At 56.9% G+C, this 17,890-nt stretch carries 10 protein-coding genes and 2 pseudogenes; 5 read left to right on the forward strand and 7 right to left on the reverse strand.

Translation table 11 applies throughout. The annotated features are described in order from the left end of the window. Positions 1–205: 205 nt before the first annotated feature. The 3 genes from GC087_RS11900 to GC087_RS11910 all read right to left on the reverse strand — a co-directional run bounded on the left by GC087_RS11900 (position 206) and on the right by GC087_RS11910 (position 3,862). On the reverse strand, positions 206–919 hold the full coding sequence (locus tag GC087_RS11900) for an MgtC/SapB family protein (protein ID WP_006119157.1): 714 nt from the start codon (positions 917–919) through the stop codon (positions 206–208). A 304-nt stretch (positions 920–1,223) separates the two neighbouring features. Then, a complete protein-coding gene (locus GC087_RS11905) occupies positions 1,224–3,554 on the reverse strand; it encodes an FdhF/YdeP family oxidoreductase (RefSeq protein ID WP_058701895.1) in 2,331 nt (776 codons plus the stop codon). A gap of 143 nt (positions 3,555–3,697) precedes the next feature. After that, the gene (locus tag GC087_RS11910; RefSeq protein ID WP_072209558.1) at positions 3,698–3,862 is read right to left on the reverse strand and encodes a DUF2256 domain-containing protein; all 165 of its coding nucleotides are present in this window, start codon (positions 3,860–3,862) and stop codon (positions 3,698–3,700) included. Between the two features lie 113 nt (positions 3,863–3,975). Between GC087_RS11910 and GC087_RS11915 the strand changes: the two genes are divergently transcribed. The 3 genes from GC087_RS11915 to GC087_RS11925 all read left to right on the forward strand — a co-directional run bounded on the left by GC087_RS11915 (position 3,976) and on the right by GC087_RS11925 (position 7,100). After that, positions 3,976–5,313, forward strand: a complete 1,338-nt coding sequence (locus GC087_RS11915) for a glycoside hydrolase family 10-like protein (protein WP_110267494.1) — start codon at positions 3,976–3,978, stop codon at positions 5,311–5,313. Further along, positions 5,310–5,747, forward strand: coding sequence for a GNAT family N-acetyltransferase (locus GC087_RS11920; protein WP_033741672.1), 438 nt, complete (start codon positions 5,310–5,312; stop codon positions 5,745–5,747). Before GC087_RS11915 ends, GC087_RS11920 begins: the two co-directional genes overlap by 4 nt. A 120-nt stretch (positions 5,748–5,867) precedes the next feature. After that, positions 5,868–7,100, forward strand: coding sequence for an MFS transporter (locus tag GC087_RS11925; protein WP_324028429.1), 1,233 nt, complete (start codon positions 5,868–5,870; stop codon positions 7,098–7,100). A gap of 36 nt (positions 7,101–7,136) precedes the next feature. On the opposite strand, the gene malT is transcribed toward GC087_RS11925, so the two are convergent. Next, complete coding sequence (malT, locus tag GC087_RS11930; RefSeq protein WP_324028430.1) at positions 7,137–9,839, reverse strand: HTH-type transcriptional regulator MalT; 2,703 nt, start codon at positions 9,837–9,839, stop codon at positions 7,137–7,139. Positions 9,840–10,118: 279 nt separating this feature from the next. Between malT and malP the strand changes: the two genes are divergently transcribed. Continuing rightward, on the forward strand, positions 10,119–12,527 hold the full coding sequence (gene malP, locus GC087_RS11935) for a maltodextrin phosphorylase (RefSeq protein WP_324028431.1): 2,409 nt from the start codon (positions 10,119–10,121) through the stop codon (positions 12,525–12,527). Between the two features lie 5 nt (positions 12,528–12,532). Next, entirely contained in the window at positions 12,533–14,587 is a 2,055-nt protein-coding gene (malQ, locus tag GC087_RS11940) for a 4-alpha-glucanotransferase (protein ID WP_324028432.1), read from the forward strand. 562 nt (positions 14,588–15,149) lie between these two features. Here malQ and GC087_RS11945 read toward each other — a convergent pair. The 3 genes and pseudogenes from GC087_RS11945 to malK all read right to left on the reverse strand — a co-directional run. Beyond that, positions 15,150–15,536: pseudogene (locus GC087_RS11945) on the reverse strand (maltose operon protein MalM); the annotation flags it as partial. Continuing rightward, positions 15,526–16,500: pseudogene (locus GC087_RS11950) on the reverse strand (maltoporin); the annotation flags it as partial. The pseudogenes GC087_RS11945 and GC087_RS11950, both read right to left, overlap by 11 nt. A 16-nt stretch (positions 16,501–16,516) precedes the next feature. After that, entirely contained in the window at positions 16,517–17,650 is a 1,134-nt protein-coding gene (gene malK, locus GC087_RS11955) for a maltose/maltodextrin ABC transporter ATP-binding protein MalK (RefSeq protein ID WP_033741660.1), read from the reverse strand. Positions 17,651–17,890 lie beyond the last annotated feature (240 nt).

Consider the following 17,890-nt stretch of genomic DNA (forward strand, 5'->3'; position numbering starts at 1 on the left):
TTATAACCCATTCAATCGCTTATAGAAATATCTACGCTCTGCTTTACTTAACCTTACACTCAAACGGCAGGCTCTCTTTATATAGCGTAAAAAAGCGCACCTGGAAACGGATTTTCGCGAATAAAATAACAACGCTACGCGAAATCTGACGCATAAATCCCCTGCTCTTTTATCAGAATTCACGTAGCGGCGCCTGTTTTTTGTGCTATCCGTTTTCGCTCGAATCCAGACCGCATACCTGCCAGCGCACCGAACTGACCCCTTTCTCCAGACTGATGCGGCTTACAAGACTTTCCAGCTGTCCGGTCATGCTGGGTTGGCCCATCACTTCGGCATTCACTTCCATGCGATGTGGCGGATCCAAATCTTCACTGTGGAGCGATTGCAGGCGCAGGCCGCTGTTGCCCAGGCTATGCAGCATCAAACTGCGCACCTGAACTTCATCCTGCGCAAGACAGACGATCTGCACTTTGTAATGTTGTACTGCCTCGTCGGCCGACACGATGGACTGGCGATTAATGCCCAGCGCCAGTTCACGCAACAGAATGTTGGCACAGAGAATCACCATGCAACCTATCGCGGCTTCGAGTAACAACCCCATGCTGCACAGGACGCCGACGGCCGCGGTACACCACAAGGTGGCGGCGGTATTCAGGCCGCGAACGTTTAATCCGTCGCGCATAATCACACCGCCACCCAGGAAGCCGATACCGGAAACCACATAGGCGGCAACGCGAGTTGCGTCGGTGGCAATGCCGGGAACACACTGCGTCATCAGAACGAACAGACAGGCGCCGGTGCTGACCAGCGCGTTAGTACGTAAACCGGTCATGCGTTGACGCAGCTGACGTTCGCTACCGATGAGCGCACCCAGAATCAGCGCGGCCGATACGCGCAGTAAAAAGATTTTCCAGTCCATGATAAACCTCTCTCCGCCGCGCAGCAGGCGCAGTACGGAAAAACAAAGATGAATAAAATGGATCACAGCGGGCGTTGATGCAAAGCGCATCACGTCAGGGAAGGATGTTGATACAGCCGCCATCTTAACGTGCAGTTAAGACAGCCAAAACTATCTTACTGCAGAAGCCTGGTGTAATCGTTCGGGACTTGTGTCCAATGTAGGTTGCCTCTTGCGTAAAATTCGCGGCGATTGTATAGCCATCTGAGGGCGGATTTCCACTCAGATGGCGCTTCGTTCAGGATTGGTTTAGCTGGACGGACGTTTAACGGCGCGTTGCGGACGCCTCAACCGGCACGTCGGCGCGGGCCAGCTCCATCCTCACCGGTGTGCTTTTATAGGAGGGAATACCGCTTTTTGTGTCGTAACTGTCTAAGGGAATCAACACGTTAGCTTCAGGGTAATAGGCCGCAACCGAACCTTCGGCCATATCATGCACTGCGATAGTCAGATTATCGAGACGGCGATGAGTAGGATTGCCGTCCGGGTCCAGCGCAATGATGTTAACCTGATCGCCCATGCGAACGCCCTTTTTCTCCGCCTCGTTTTCACTGATAAACAGAATGTCGCGGCGGCCTGAAACGCCGCGATAGCGGTCATCCAGCCCGTAGAGCGTGGTGTTGTACTGATCGTGACTGCGCAGTGTCGTCAGAACGAGATCATGACATTTCAACGAGCGCGGATCTTCATTGATGCCCTCCATCACCAGGAATTGTGCTTTGCCCGATGGCGTATGCCAGACACGTTCAGACGCGCCATTCGGTAAACGGAACCCGCCCGGCTGCTGAATACGTTCGTTGAAGTTGTCAAAACCCGGAATCACCGCTTCGATGGCGTCACGAATCAGGCTGTAGTCGCCTGTCAACGTGTCCCAGTCCACGACCGTGTCCGGCAACGTGGCTTTGGCCAGGCCCGCGATGAGCGCGGGTTCGGATTTCAGATGAGGCGACGCCGGATCGAGCGTGCCGCGTGAGGCGTGCACCATCGACATGGAATCTTCAACCGTCACGCTCTGTGCGCCAGACTGTTGCTGGTCAATCTCGGTGCGGCCAAGCACCGGGAACAGATAGCTGTGTTTTGCCAGCAACAAATGCGAGCGGTTCAGTTTGGTGGCCATGTGCACCACCATATCCAGCTTGCGCATCGCAGCAAAGGTTTGCTGTGGATCCGACATGGCTTCGGCCAGATTACCGCCCAGGCACAGCAGCGCGTTTATCTCACCATCGCGAATGGCCTGAACGGCCTTAACGGCACTGTGTCCGTGTTTTGTCGGTGGCGTGAAACCAAAGACCGCTTCGATACGCTTCAGCAGGCTTTCGGAGGGAACTTCGGTGATGCCAACGGTACGATCGCCCTGCACATTCGAGTGACCGCGTAACGGACAAATGCCCGCGCCCTTCTTGCCCATATTGCCGCGTAACAGCAGCAGATTCGCAATTTGTTGCACGTTCTGCGTGCCGTACTGATGCTGAGTAATTCCCATGCCATAGCAAATGATTGTGCGTTCAGCATTAGCGTAAAGCTGGGCGATATGCTCAATCTGTTCGCGTGACATACCCGAAACGTTAAGAATATGCGACCAGTCCGTCGCCTCAAGGTCGGCTTTTAAGGCATCCAGGCCCTGCGTATGTTCAGCGATAAACGCGGCGTCAAACACGCCAGGATTGCCGCGGGTTTTGGCCTCTTCATCCATCGCCATCAGGCACTTCATCACGCCTTTAAGCATGGCCGCATCACCGCCAACCCGGATTTTGTAATAGGTTGACGCCAGTTCCGTTGAGCTCAGCGTCACCATCTGTACCGGATTTTGCGGGGCGGTAAAACGCTCAAGTCCCCGTTCGCGCAACGGATTGATCGCGACGATTTTCGCACCGCGTTTCGACACCTCCTGCAACGTGGCCAGCATGCGCGGATGGTTTGTACCGGGGTTATGACCGATACAGATCACCAGATCGCAATGGTCAAAATCATCCAGCTCTACCGTGCCTTTGCCGATGCCAATCGATTCAGGTAAGCCGACGCTGGTTGGCTCGTGGCACATATTGGAACAGTCGGGGAAGTTATTGGTGCCAAATTCGCGGGCAAACAGCTGCCACAGAAAGGCGGCCTCGTTGGAAGCACGTCCCGAGGTATAAAATTCCACGCTGTCGGGATTGTGATAACTGCGCAGCCGCTCACCAATTTCATTGAAGGCGGTTTGCCACTCGATGGGCTGATAGGTATCCGTTACCGGATCGTATTTCATTGGATGCGTCAGCCTGCCTTCGCCTTCAAGCTCGTAAGCGCTGCGCTGCCACAATTCGCTGACCGGATGGGCCGCGAAAAACTCAGGTGTCGTGCGTTTACTGGTGGCTTCCCATGACACCGCTTTCGCGCCGTTTTCACAGAACTCAAAGGAGGACGTGTGTTTGGGATCGGGCCAGGCACAGCCGGGACAGTCAAAGCCTTCAGGCTGGTTAACTTTAAATAAGGCAATCACGTCCTGTTTCACGGCCATCTGACCACGAATCGCCCCTGCTACCGCTTTCAGGGCACCCCAGCCGCCCGCTGCGCCATCATAGGGTTTCACACCTTCCGTCCTGTTTTGCTCTTTCATTGCTGCTCCAGACTGACTGTTTTTGTTTTTATTAAGCCTGGTACAGTAATCGCAACGGCGCGTGAGAACAGTCGTGTAAAATTCAGGTTAACTTTTGCTAAATGTTTCACCGAGGCGGCAAAGCCAGGCGGCGCGCGAAAATGTTATGCTCCGCCAGCGGTATTTCGACGCTGTCGCCTGCAACGTTCAGAGCAGTATAGTACCTGATCCCAGCATTTTGCCCACTTTTTACGCCAGGTCATGGGTTTATGGCACTGCCTGCAGTAGCGCACCGGAAGCGCCTGTTTATTTCCTTTAAAAGTGTGCATCGTCTGCCTCCTGTCATCAGGTGATAAGTATAGACAGGCCGGGTTGATTGACTTTACGCCAAATAGGATCAGAATACTGTTCCAGTTAAGGACTACGCGACACGGAGTTTATCATCGCCACTTTTCGCGACGTTTATCGCGCCCGTACGGGACGCCGAGCCGGCCTGTTCGCCGCCTCGGCTTTGTTATTAGCCAGCTGTTCGTCGGAACCGCCAAAATCGCTGGTCACGCCCTTTCCGACCGTCAGTAAACCGCCGGTAACCAGCCAACCGGTGCGGGAGAATGTGCCTGTACGCGGCGTCTGGCTGACGACGGTTTCCCGTCTCGACTGGCCACCGATCGCCTCGGTGAATATCCGCGATGAGGCGCTGCGCGTCAGTCAGCAAAAGCGTGCGCTGACCGATAAACTCGACAAGCTGAAAAGCCTGGGAATCAATACGGTGTTCTTTCAGGTCAAACCGGATGGCACCGCACTGTGGGCATCGAAGATCCTGCCCTGGTCAGACATGATGACAGGCGAAACAGGTCAGAACCCAGGCTTTGATCCGCTGCAGTTTATGCTGGATGAAGCCCATAAGCGCGGTATGCGCGTGCATGCCTGGTTTAATCCCTACCGCGTTTCCGTGAATACCAAACCCTCAACGGTCGCCGAGCTGAACCGCACCCTGTCACAGCAGCCTGCCAGCGTCTTTGTTCTGCATCGTGACTGGATTCGCACGTCGGGGGATCGTTACGTGCTTGATCCCGGCATTCCGGATGTGCGTGACTGGATAACCAGCATCGTGGCTGAAGTTGTAAAACACTACGATATCGATGGCGTGCAGTTTGATGATTACTTCTACGCCGAGTCGCCCGGCTCGCCCCTGAACGACAGTCAGACGTTTATTCGATACGGCCAGGGCTTTGCCTCGAAGGCAGACTGGCGCAGGCATAATACACAGTTGTTGATCGAGCAGGTTTCTCACACGATCAAGCAGCTCAAGCCGCAGGTGGAGTTTGGCGTCAGCCCGGCGGGCGTCTGGCGTAACCGTTCGCACGATGCTGCCGGCTCGGATACGCGCGGCGCGGCGGCCTACGATGAGTCCTATGCGGATACACGCCGCTGGGTACAGGACGGCTTACTGGATTATATTGCGCCCCAGATTTACTGGCCCTTCTCACGCAGCGCCGCCCGTTACGATGTGCTGGCGAACTGGTGGGCTAACGTTGTTAAGCCGACTAAAACGCGTCTGTACATCGGTATCGCCTTATACAAAGTCGGGGTGCCCGCCAAAAACGAGCCGGAATGGACGATTCAGGGCGGCGTGCCGGAACTGAAACGGCAGCTTGACCTTAACGCCTCCCTGCCGCAGGTCAGCGGCACGATTTTGTTCCGGGAAGATTACCTGAATCAGCCACAAACGCAGCCAGCAGTGAATTACCTGCGCAGCCGCTGGGGGCAACAGCCGTGATAACCGTGGCGGTTGTCGAGGCGGCAACCCCGGCGTTACAGGTCTTAACGGCCCGGCTGTCAGCGGAACTGTCTGCCCTTACTGGCGATGCGGGGACACAGCACTTCAGCGCGCCTGAGGCGGCGACCTGGGTGTTGGCCCGTGACAGCCAGGGCAAGGCAATTGGCTGTGGGGCGCTGGTGCATGTCTCTCCTGAGACAGCCGAACTGAAGCGCATGTTTTCCACCCGCGATATCCCCGGTACGGGCGCGGCCGTGTTGGCTGCGCTTGAGCAGATTGCCCGCGCGCGCGGCTATCGCGCGCTGCGGTGCTCAACGCGCCGGGTGAATACCCGCGCAGTGGCGTTTTATCATCGTTGCCATTTTCAGGAAACCGCACCTTACGGCGCTTATGTCGATAAGCCCGCTTCTGTGTGTCTGATCAAAGCCCTCTGACGCAAATCATTAACAAATATTTTACTATTCAGCCCAAAATAGCACTTTTGTCAGCACCGCATTCGCTGCGTGGCGTAATATACGTCAATAAACGTAAAGTCCTCCCACACGGAAATGCGCATGTCTCAATACTCAAGTGAAGTGAAAACCAGTCAGCCCGGACTGGCCGCCAACGTTGATGACAGTCAGAAAATTGTGATGTCGATACTGGGCGCAGTGGCCTTTTCCCACTGCTGTAATGACTTTATCCAGGCCATGCTGCCGTCCATTTATCCGCTGCTGAAAACCAACTTCGCGCTCAGCTACGCCCAGATTGGCTTGATCACGCTGATTTATCAGATGACCGCCTCGCTGCTGCAGCCGTGGATTGGTCTTTATACCGACAAACATCCCAAGCCCTGGCTACTGCCGTCTGGTATGGTTGCGACACTCATCGGCATCGGGCTGCTGGCCATCGCGCCGCATTTCTCAGTGGTGTTGATGGCATCGGCGCTTATCGGCGTAGGTTCAGCCACGTTTCATCCGGAAGCGTCGCGTGTGGCACGGATGGCTTCGGGCGGGCAATTTGGGACGGCACAGTCCACCTTCCAGGTCGGCGGCTATGTCGGTACCGCTTTTGCGCCGCTGGTCGCCGCGATGCTGATCATCCCGCACGGACAGCTGGCGGTGGGCTGGCTGATGCTGATCGCGCTGTTTGCGGTCATCATTCTGTCAGGTATCAGCCGCTGGACGGTGAAGCACGGTCATGCCCACATGAAAAAGCACAACCAGCGGTCACTGCGCGCCCTGTCGTCGCGCGATGTGAAGCTGGCGCTGTCCGTTGTGGGCGTGCTGTTACTGGCTAAATTCACCTATATCGCCTCGATCAGCAACTACTACATTTTTTATCTGGTCGAGCGCTTCCAGTTACCGGTGCCGGAAGCCCAGATTTACCTGTTTACCTTTCTGGCCGCGGTGGCGATTGGGACGCTGGTTGGCGGCCCGGTGGGCGATCGTATCGGACGTAAGGCGGTGGTCTGGATCTCTTTCCTGGGCGTCATTCCCTTCTCGCTCCTGATGCCGCACGCCAACCTGTTCTGGACCGCGGTGTTAACCGTTTGCATTGGCCTGGTGTTTTCATCGGCGTTTGCCGCGCTGGTCGTCTATGCCCAGGAGGTGCTGCCGGGTCGCACGGGCATGGTGGCCGGGATCATGTTTGGCACGATGTTTGGGATTGGCGGTATCGCCGCGGCCGTACTGGGGAAATTTGCGGACTGGTACGGTATTACCACGGTATACAACGCCTGTGGCTTTTTACCGCTGCTTGGCTTTGTGACCTTACTGATGCCTGACACGCGAAACAAAAAAGCGTAAAACGTCCAGGCAGCACCCGGCTGCCTGTTGCTTTTCTTACACGTACCCCATCATTTTCAGCATCGACTGCGCCTGCGTCATCGCTTCCGCCCGATGGGTGATGCCCAGTTTTTGATACAGGTTGCGGATATGGGTTTTGATGGTGGTGGCGGCCACATCCAGCTCGGCCGCGATCTGCTCGTTGCTGTAGCCGGAATAGATTAATCCCAGTACCTGCCATTCACGTTGCGTCAGTGGGCTGGTGCGGATCAGCTCCGGTACGTCCGGATGGTTCAGCAACCGGCCGACAAAGCCTTCATCAAAATGCGCAAACTTGTGGCGGTGATATTTGTTGATCTCGTTCAGGATGCGCCGCGCCCGATGGTGATCCAGCTCATCAAGTGTATTCAGCTGTAACAGCTGACGGAGCTGCTGCGCCATAGTTTCACCCTGCACAACGAAATGGCTGATAAAGCCGGTGCTGCGTGCCAGATTGAGCGCACTGAGTAAAGCCTGCTGTGCCTTTGCGCGCTGATCCGTTTCCCAGTAGATCTGATTCAGCAACAGCAAATTGCGGTTGAGATCGCTCATTAGCTGCAACGCCCGGGCGTTGTCATTCAGCTCGTCCAGAATCACCTCGGCCTCAGTGTACTGCCCCAGCAGAATCTGCGCCCGCGCCACGTTACGCCACTGGCCCTGTAAAAAATGGTTACTGGCACTGACCGGTTTTGGCGTCTGACGCAGCCAGTCACGCGCGCTTTGCAAATCGCCGGTCATCTGCCAGTACAGTACCCGCACTTTATCTGCATTGGCCAGCCAGTCATGATGCCAGCGGCCGTTGTTCAGCAGGTTCTCCAGGCGATTTAATAAGGTGCGCGCGTTATCAAGGTTGCCACGGGCGATGGCGCTCTGCACCAGTAAGCCCAGGCACTGGATCTGCTGCTGCGGCTGAAAACCCTGTAATACTTTCATGCCGTCGCGCGCGGCCTGCTCCGCCTCATCCAGCCGTCCCCAGACCCATAACAGTTGGGCGCGGATGCGCAGCAGAAACTCATGCAACGGGAAGTGAGACAAATGCTGTGCCTTTACCAGCGCGAAGGCCCGCTCCTGGGTTTCATACGCGGTTTGCAGAAAGCCCTGGGCAAACAGAATCTCGCTTTGCTGAATCAGGCTCCACAGCACATAGTGCCAGGCATCTTCCCGGCGAGCCATATGCTCCGTCTGGCGCATCAGCGCCAGCGAGTTACTGAGTTCGCCTTTACAATGCAGAATTTCGCCGTGCACCGAGGTCGCGACAATCCGGCTGTAGTGGCGGCTTTCAGGCAGCGCGTCCAGCGCCAGCATCGCCAGACGCTCGGCCTCATCCGCATTACCGTCATTGATCGCCACCTGCGCCAGCAGTGCGTTAAACTCGCCGCGCAGGACCGCATCGATTTCGCAACGGCTCTCCTGCTCAAACCGGGCCAACAGGCTGTTCACCTCTGTGAAGCGGTGCTGGCTCTGCATCAGCCAGGCCTGCAATAACACCAGGTTGGGATGCGCCAGCAGCATACTCCAGGGCAGTGCTTTCAACGACGATTCCAGTAACGGCAGCTCGCTCTGGTTAAACAGAGACCAGGCGTGCTCAATGAGCACGTCCCGCAGCATCTCAGCATCGCCTGAGGCGCGCGCATGATGAATGGCTTCACCCGGAAAGCCCTGCGCCATCCAGCTGGTTGCCGCCGCACGATGCAGGGCGGGAAGCTCTGCAGCCAGCTCCCACTGGCAGCGCTGTTGCAGGAAGCTGCCAAATAACGGGTGATAGCTGAACCACTGACCGGAATCATCCATGCGTTGCAGAAACAGCCCCTGGCGCTCGATCTCCTCCAGCCAGCGTTGGCCGTTCTCCTCACCGGTGACTTCGGCGATCAGCGCCGCATTTAGCGAACGTAGCAGCGCGCTTTTTAACAGGAAATGGCGGGTGGGCAACGTCACGTTATCCAGCACTTCCTCGACCAGATAGTCGTTTAAGTGACTGGCATTAATACCCGACAGACGTCGGGCCGAATGCTGCGCCGCGCCTGCGCCCTGCCGGGCCGACAGGGCGATCAGCTGCAGAGCCGTTGCCCAGCCTGCGACGTCATCGCACAGGCGCCCGGTTTCGTCGGACGCCAGCGGTGCGGGCAGCCGGGCAGCAAAAAACGCCTGCGCTTCCTGATGGGTAAAGGCCAGTTGCTGGCTGCTGAGTTCCAGCAGCTGTTCGCGCACGCGCAGATTGGCAATGCCTAACTGCGGCAGATTACGCGAGAGTACGACCAGCGTGACGTTTTCAGGTTGATGGCGTAGAAAGAAGCGCATGGCATCATGAATCGCCGGATTGGTGATGTGATGGTAATCATCAATGATCAGCCACAGCGGCTTATGCCATTCCTGCAAATCGTTAAAGAGTTGGGTAAAGAGTGCGTTAAGGTTGACGTACTGCCGCTTCTGCGCCAGCACTTCACTACGGCGGCAGCATCCCTGCGTGGCCTGCTGCAGGGCCGCCACCAGATAATCCGCAAAGCGCTCCGTCTGGTTGTCGCTTTCATCCAGGGAATACCAGCCCAGCTCGGCTTTATCGGCTGCCCAGTGGGAGATCAAGGTGGTTTTACCGTAGCCAGCGGGGCTCGTCACCAGCACCAGGCGATAGTTACCGGCGGCGGATAATTTTCGTATCAGTCGCTCGCGTTTCACCGTGGTTTCATGCCGGACAGGACGGCTGAGTTTTGAGGGAATTAACATAGACGCACGCTTCTCCATTTGCTTCGGCGCATCATTTTTTTACGCTTCGTAATTATTCTTCACACGTTCAGCTATCCCTTCGGATAAAGCAAGCAGACGCTTAAGTGAATCTTCACAAAAGCGAATCTAATCACACTTAAGTAAAACTTTCGGACTTCCCTCAGGCTCTCCACCCTGCGGCTCCGCCTGCGCGAAATTCTGCCGGGAGGAGGCGCGCGCCGAAACGCAAAAGCACACTGTGGGTTATTCCCTTTTCTCCTTAAAACAGGATTTTCGGCTATGACACAGCATCCCTTTGATCAATCGCTTTTTAACGCTGCGCTGGCGCGCCAGTGGCAACAGTTTGGCCTGCAAGAGGCACACGAGATGACGCCGCATCAGTGGTGGCACGCACTGAGTGGTGCGCTGGCTGAAATGCTGCGCGCGCTCCCTGCCCGGCCCGCTTCCGGCGATCAACGCCATGTCAATTATCTGTCGATGGAGTTTCTGACCGGACGACTGACCGGCAATAACCTCCTCAACCTGGGCTGGTATAACGCCGTCACTGCCGCCTTATCGCAATGGGATGTGTCACTCAGTGACGTACTGGAAAACGAGCGCGATCCGGCGCTGGGTAATGGCGGCTTAGGGCGTCTGGCAGCCTGCTTTCTGGACGCGATGGCCACTGTCGGTCAGCCCGCTACCGGCTATGGCCTCAATTACCAGTACGGTCTGTTTCGTCAGCGTTTTGTCGACGGCGCGCAGGATGAACAACCCGACGACTGGCAGCGCGAGCGTTATCCCTGGTTTACGTACAATGCCCGGCGGGATGTCCAGGTGGGCTTAGGCGGCAGAGTCAGCAACGAAAACGGCACAATCCGCTGGCAGCCCGCGTTTTACCTCAAGGGCGAAGCCTGGGATCTGCCGGTGGTCGGCTTTGAAAACGGGGTGACGCAGCCGCTGCGGCTGTGGCTGTGGCAGGCCACGCATGCGCAGCCATTTGACCTGCAAACCTTCAACAACGGGGCGTTTATGCGGGCTGAAAAACAGGGCATGGATGCGGCGAAGCTGACGAAAGTCCTTTACCCTAACGACCATCATCAGGCCGGCAAAAAACTCCGCCTGATGCAGCAGTATTTTCAGTGCGCCTGTTCGCTGACTGATATCCTTCGCCGCCACCTGCAGGCGGGCCGTTCGCTCGACAGCCTGGCCGATTACGAAGTGATTCAGCTAAACGACACGCATCCCACGCTGGCGATCCCCGAACTGATGCGGCTGCTGATCGATGAGCACCAATTCAGCTGGGACAGCGCCTGGACCCTCACCCAGCGCACATTTGCCTATACCAACCATACTTTGTTGCCTGAAGCGCTGGAGTGCTGGGATACCGGCATCGTCCGCGCCCTGCTGCCGCGCCATATGCTGATCATCCACCGCCTCAATACCCAGCTAAAGGCAGAAGTGGATGCACGCTGGCCGGGCGATGACGCGGTCTGGGCCCGACTGGCTATCGTACATCATAAGCAACTCCGCATGGCTAACCTGTGTGTAATGAGTTGCTTTGCCGTAAATGGCGTCGCCGCGCTGCACTCCCGACTCGTCAAAGAAGAGCTGTTCCCGGAATACGTCGCACTATGGCCTGATAAGTTTCATAACGTCACTAACGGCATTACGCCACGCCGCTGGATCAACCAGTGCAATCCCCGCCTTGCCCGCCTGATAAGCCACACGCTGAAGCGGCCGTGGATAAACGATCTGGACGCGCTCGCCTCTCTGGAAAACTGGGTGGATGATGCCGGTTTTTGTGCCGACTATCAGCAGATCAAGCAGCAAAACAAGCAGGATTTGGCCGCGTGGATTGCTGAGCGGACCGACATTGTCGTTAATCCCGCGGCGATGTTCGATGTGCAAATCAAGCGACTGCATGAATACAAACGGCAGCATCTGACGCTGCTGCATATCATCGCCCTCTGGCAGATGCTGTATCGCGATCCACAGGCGAACCTGTGTCCGCGCGTGGTGATCTTCGGGGCCAAAGCGGCACCCGGTTATGCGCTGGCCAAAAACATCATTTACGCCATTAATCAGGTTGCTGAGGTCATAAATCACGACCCGCGCGTGGCTGATCGCCTGAAAGTGGTGTTTATTCCGGACTATAACGTTTCTGTTGCTGAACGGCTGATCCCTGCCGCGGACCTGTCAGAGCAGATATCAACGGCGGGCAAAGAAGCGTCCGGCACCGGCAATATGAAGCTGGCCCTGAACGGTGCGCTTACGATAGGTACGCTCGATGGTGCCAACGTCGAAATTGCCGAACAGGTCGGTGAAGACAATATCTTTATCTTTGGCTACACCGTGGAGCAGGTGCAGGCGCTGAAGGCCGGGCATTACGATCCTGTTCAGTGGCGCACCAACGACGTCCAACTCGATCAGGCCTTACAGGCGCTGGAAAACGGCACCTTTAGCGCGGGCGATACGCACGCGTTTGACCTGCTGTTAAACAGTCTCGGTCCTGAGAACGGCGATCCCTGGCGGGTGCTGGCTGACTTCCGTCACTATCTGAATGCTCAGCAACGTGCCGAAGCCTTATGGGCCGATAAGCAGGCGTGGACGCGCGCAGCCATCCTGAATACCGCCCGCTGCGGAATGTTCAGCGCGGACCGTGCGATTCGCCATTACCAGCAGCGCATCTGGCAGCGTAAAGGATAATTACAATGACGCCTTTTCACCCCCCTCAGGAGACGGGCCGCATAGCAACGGAATATGTGGATGCGCATGGAACGGTGCAGACGGTTTCTGCCCTCACGCGTCAGCGTTTGCTGACGGCGATGGCGCGCGAGTCGGCCCCATCCACACCATTGCCCCCCGCATGGGTTATCGCGCAGGGTAAACCGATAGTGTTAACGCCTGTGCTGACCGGTCCCACGCGCTGGCAGTTAACGAGCGAATACGGGCAGCACTGGTCGGGGCAATGTGAGCCGGATAAACCGTTGTGCTTACCGGAACTGCCTGACGGCTACCATCAATTGCGCCTGACGCAAGGCACGCAACGGGTTATCTGCCAGATAATTGTGACACCGTCACGTTGCTATGCGCCGGAGGCGTTGCTTAAGGGGCGCAGGCGCTGGGGAACCTGTGTGCAGCTCTATTCGTTGCGCTCAGCGGGCAACTGGGGCATGGGCGACTTTGCCGATCTGCGGCAACTGGTGAACGAGACCGGTCAGCGAGGCGGCGCCTTTATCGGCCTGAATCCGTTACATGCGCTGTTCCCCGCGCTGCCCGATCAGGCCAGTCCTTACAGTCCCTCTTCCCGGCGCTGGCTGAATGTGTTGTATATCAGCGTGCCCGATGTGGCTGATTTTACGCTGAGCGCCGCCGCACAGGCCTGGTGGCTCACGGCAGAAACACAGGACGTTCTCCAGCGCGCCCGCGCGGCACAGTGGGTGGATTATCCCGCTGTCGCGTCGCTCAAGCTCACCGCACTGCGGTTTGCGTGGGCGCAGTTTTTGCAGTGTGATAAAGAGGACAGTGAGGCCGTCGCATTCGAGGTGTTTATCCTTCAGGGCGGTGAAAGCCTGCTGCATCAGGGCATTTTCGATGCCTTACAGGCCTGGTTTGTGGGTCAGGATCCAACCTGTCACGGCTGGGATACCTGGCCCGCTGCGTATCAACAGCCGGACAGCGCCGCCGTGCACGCCTTTCGCATCGAACACGGCGATGAGATCCGTTTTTATCAGTGGTTACAATGGCTTGCCGCCCGACAATTTGCGGCGTGCTGGCAGGACAGCCAGCGGCTACAGATGACGCTGGGGCTTTATCGCGATCTCGCCGTCGGCGTGGCCGCGAATGGGGCTGAAACCTGGAGCCAGCGCGCCTTGTATTGCCTGGCGGCCAGCGTGGGCGCGCCGCCGGATATTCTGGGACCGCTGGGCCAGAACTGGGGATTACCGCCGCTGCATCCCGGGGAATTGTATGACCGGGCATACGAACCCTGGATAACCCTGCTGCGTGCGAATATGCGTGACTGTGGCGCACTGCGTATTGACCATGTGATGGCGTTACTGCGTCTGTGGTGGATTCCGGCGGGTGAAACGGCAGCGGAAGGTGCCTATGTGACCTATCCTGTCGACGATTTGCTGGCCATTCTGGCGCTGGAAAGCCAGCGTCACCGCTGCATGGTGATCGGAGAAGATCTGGGTACAGTACCGGATACCATCGTGGCGAAACTGCGTGATGCCGGCGTTTACTCCTACAAAGTGCTCTACTTTGAACGAACCGCTGAACGCGCCTTTCGTCCGCCTGCCGCATGGCCTGCGCAGGCCATGGCGGTAGCCACCACCCATGATATGCCAACGCTGCGCGGCTGGTGGCAACACGACGATCTGACGCTCGGCAGCCAGTTGGGACTCTATCCTGACAACGCGGTGCTGGCCGGGCTCCATCGCCAGCGCAGGACAGCCCGCGCGGCGCTGTTGCAGAGCCTGCAGCGCCAGGGTTATCTGAAGAACGGCGCACTGGTGCAGGCCAACAGCCCGCGCATGAGTCTGGTGTTGAATACCGCGCTTCATTGCTATCTGGCTGACTGCAACAGCGCCCTGCTGGGCTTGCAGCCCGAAGACTGGCTGGATATGGCTTCTCCGGTCAATGTACCCGGCACGGTGGAGACCTATCCGAACTGGCGACGTAAGCTCAGCCTGCCGCTGGAGGCGATGTTTGCCGATGCGCGGATTAACGGGCTGCTGGCGACCATGACGCAGAAGCGCGGATAAGAAAATAATGCGGTCCATATCAACCAAAATACAATGCCGATATGGACTGCTAAATGAATTTGGGTGTTGGCTACGCTTCGTATATGTCATTTCTGTGGCCGGGTTCAATTTACCTTTGGACCGAAACTTGCACACTGGCAAAGATATTAATCAGATTTATTAATATATTGAGAGGGTGCGATGATCGGTTGCTGTGCGTGTTGCGGTATTGCTTTAAACAGGGGGCTTCCCAAAGTCAAAAACAACGTTGAATATAAAAGTTGCCCGAAATGCTCTGTGACACATGGACGGCAGCATATTTACTTTCAGACGCCTAATCACTTTGGAACCACACCCGCGCGTGAAACGATAAATAATCCTCAAGGTCTTCAAAGTTATTGTGAAAGTTGCAGGCCCGCCTCAGAAAAAGACAACCCATCGAGAGTATTTCAGCATGGCTTAACATGTCATCATTTCGAATAGTCGTTCAATTTTCCGGCCGACATTCGTATTTACTTCTCTGACTGACAAAAAAAGGTGCGCCTCAGCGCACCAGGTGGAGCAAATCAGCACTGCGGAGTGATTACTCCTTGCCTTTAACACTGCTGATAAATGTTTTTCGTGCGGAAGGTGAACCGAGCCGCTCTGCTTCGTCGAGCAGTTTAAGCGCTTTATCAATATTGCCCTGGGCCACTGCCTGCCTGATGCTCTGGTTAAAATAGCTTTCGGTATCGGTGACAAGGGGCTGCGATTTTGTGTCAGGCGCAGCAGTGGGTTGCGCGGCCTGCACGGCAGGTTGTGTTTGTCCGACCGTCACGGGCGTTGAACGGGAAGCGCCAAACAGCGGCCCGACCAGTATCGAGGAGGCGGAACTGGTGCTGACGTTGATTTTTAGCCTGCCCGAGAGGCTATGGCGGGCAACGGGATCGGGAATATCCGGCACCGCGTGGCCGGTTCCCCGGCCGCACGCCCACGGTGTACCACTCGTTGCCCCGGTTGTTATCGAGGTCGGTGTTCTGGTACATCGCGACGTACATCATGTCCCAGCGCTCTGCCAGCGAGATCGCGCCGTGATCCAGGATCCGGTACAGCCGGCCGTTGTTATTGATATTGCTGCCCTGCGCTAACCCTTTGCCCTGTGACGTCAGCGCGTCCGTGGCGTACTGGAGCACAAACTTGTTGTAGCCCTTCAGCATGCTCTGGGTATGTTCTGCGGTGAACAGCCAGCCATCTTTTGAGGCGCCCTCGTCCAGGCGATAACCGTCACGGGCATTGGCACGACCATAGTCCACGCCCAGCTCAAGCACGCCATTGGGGTTGGTTTCCAGTCCGGCCAGCCGCACGTCAAAGACATCGTCAGCTGTGCTGGTGGCGTAATTGCGGATTCGATCGCTGGAGAAGGTATACGAACCGCCCGCTTCTGAGGAACGGGTTGCCGCAAAAGAAAGCTTTCCAAATCCCAGATCGACATCTTCCAGGCCCGCCCCCGGTCCCGAAATATCCCAGTAGTAGAAGTCGATCATGTGTACATCGTGGCGTTGATAAAAACGCTTACCGGCCCAGATCGTAGAACCCGGCAGCGCATCAATCAGGTTCTTGCCTTTGACATTGGCCTCACGAAACGCCGGTGAGGTGGATTCCCAGTCATTTTGCTGAGAAACCGAGTACGCCACGTTGGTGTCAAAATAGAAGCTCTTATCGCCCTCTTTCCACACTTCCTGACCCAGCTTCAGTTCCGCGTAGGTTTCGCATTCGTTGCCGAGGCGGTATTTACTTTGTGCACCGGTTGCCTAAAAGCATTGCTGCTCGCCGCCGCTACCGGTCCAGCCGATGCCGGAGCGCGCATAACCGGAAAAATCCACCGCCATAAGCGGCGCAGACAGCGTGCCTGTCGCCACGGCCACGGCGAGGGAAAGCTTGCGCAGAGTTAACATTTTCGATCTCCTGAGGTTATTGCTTTTTGTATTTGGCGGGCTCAACACCGGGTTCCTGATGCAGCCTGCGGCACGCGCTTCCGTCCTCGCGGAACAGGTGACAACGCTCGGGCGGCAAGCCAATACCCATCGTGGTGCCCTCTTTTACCAACACCACGTCCTCCTGGCGGTACACCAGGTTTTGACGGATGGCGGGGATTTGGATGTGGATCTGCGTTTCATGTCCCAGTTGCTCGACAACCTGGACTTCACCTTCCAGCGTAACGTCGGCGATCTCGCTGGAGAGAAGGTGTTCGGGACGGATGCCCAGAGACATGTTGCTGCCGACCTGCACACCGGTGCTGTCGACCGGCAGCCATACCAGCTGGTTGTTGGGCAGGCGCACCTGCACCTGCTCAATGGCGGTCGCCGTGACCTTGACGGGCAGAAAGTTCATTTTGGGCGAGCCGATAAACCCTGCGACAAAGCGGTTGGCCGGATAGTGATACAGCTCCAACGGTCGGCCAACCTGTGCGACGCGTCCGGCGTCCAGCACGACGATCTTGTCGGCCAGCGTCATCGCTTCGATTTGATCGTGGGTGACATAAATCATCGTGCGTCCGAGGCGCTTATGCAGACGGGCGATCTCGATGCGCATCTGCACCCGCAGCGCGGCATCCAGATTAGAGAGCGGTTCATCCAGCAAAAAGACGCGCGGCTCTGCCACCAGAGTGCGGCCAATGGCCACACGTTGACGTTGCCCGCCGGAGAGCGCTTTGGGGCGGCGGTCAAGCAGATGTGCCAGTTGCAGCACTTCGGCGACCTGCGTCACGCGCTGTTCAATGTCCGCTTTCTTCACGCCCGCAAGCTTCAGGCCGAAAGACATGTTTTCAGCGACAGAGAGATGGGGATAAAGCGCATAGGACTGAAACACCATCCCGATCCCGCGTTCAGCGGGTGGGACATCATTCATTCGCCGATCGCCGATCAACAATTCTCCACTGGTGATGGTTTCCAGCCCGGCGATCATGCGTAACAGTGTGGATTTGCCGCACCCCGACGGCCCGACAAAGACCACGAACTCCCCTTCAGCCATCTCCAGGTTAATGTTCTTCGACACCACCGTGTCGCCCCAGGCTTTGGTGACATTGCGTAATACGACGCTTGCCATAGTGCTTTCCTCTCACTCACGAATGCGGCCTGCACGGCAGCGGAAAATTCTGGCGTTTACTATGCGCAGAGCCTTACCCCGTCACATCCTCCGCAAACGCGCTTTTGCTGGGGGAGGAGCCGGGAGGAGGAGAACATGGCGACCTTGACGGACTGCGTGCCATCGCGCCGTTTTTTGTGATGGATAACGCAGTCTGGTGGGGGCCATTGTGTGAGCTGTACCGTGATAACGCGCTTATTT

Origin of the sequence: Pantoea sp. JZ2 (assembly GCF_035191405.1) — a bacterium.
GTDB lineage: Bacteria > Pseudomonadota > Gammaproteobacteria > Enterobacterales > Enterobacteriaceae > Pantoea > Pantoea stewartii.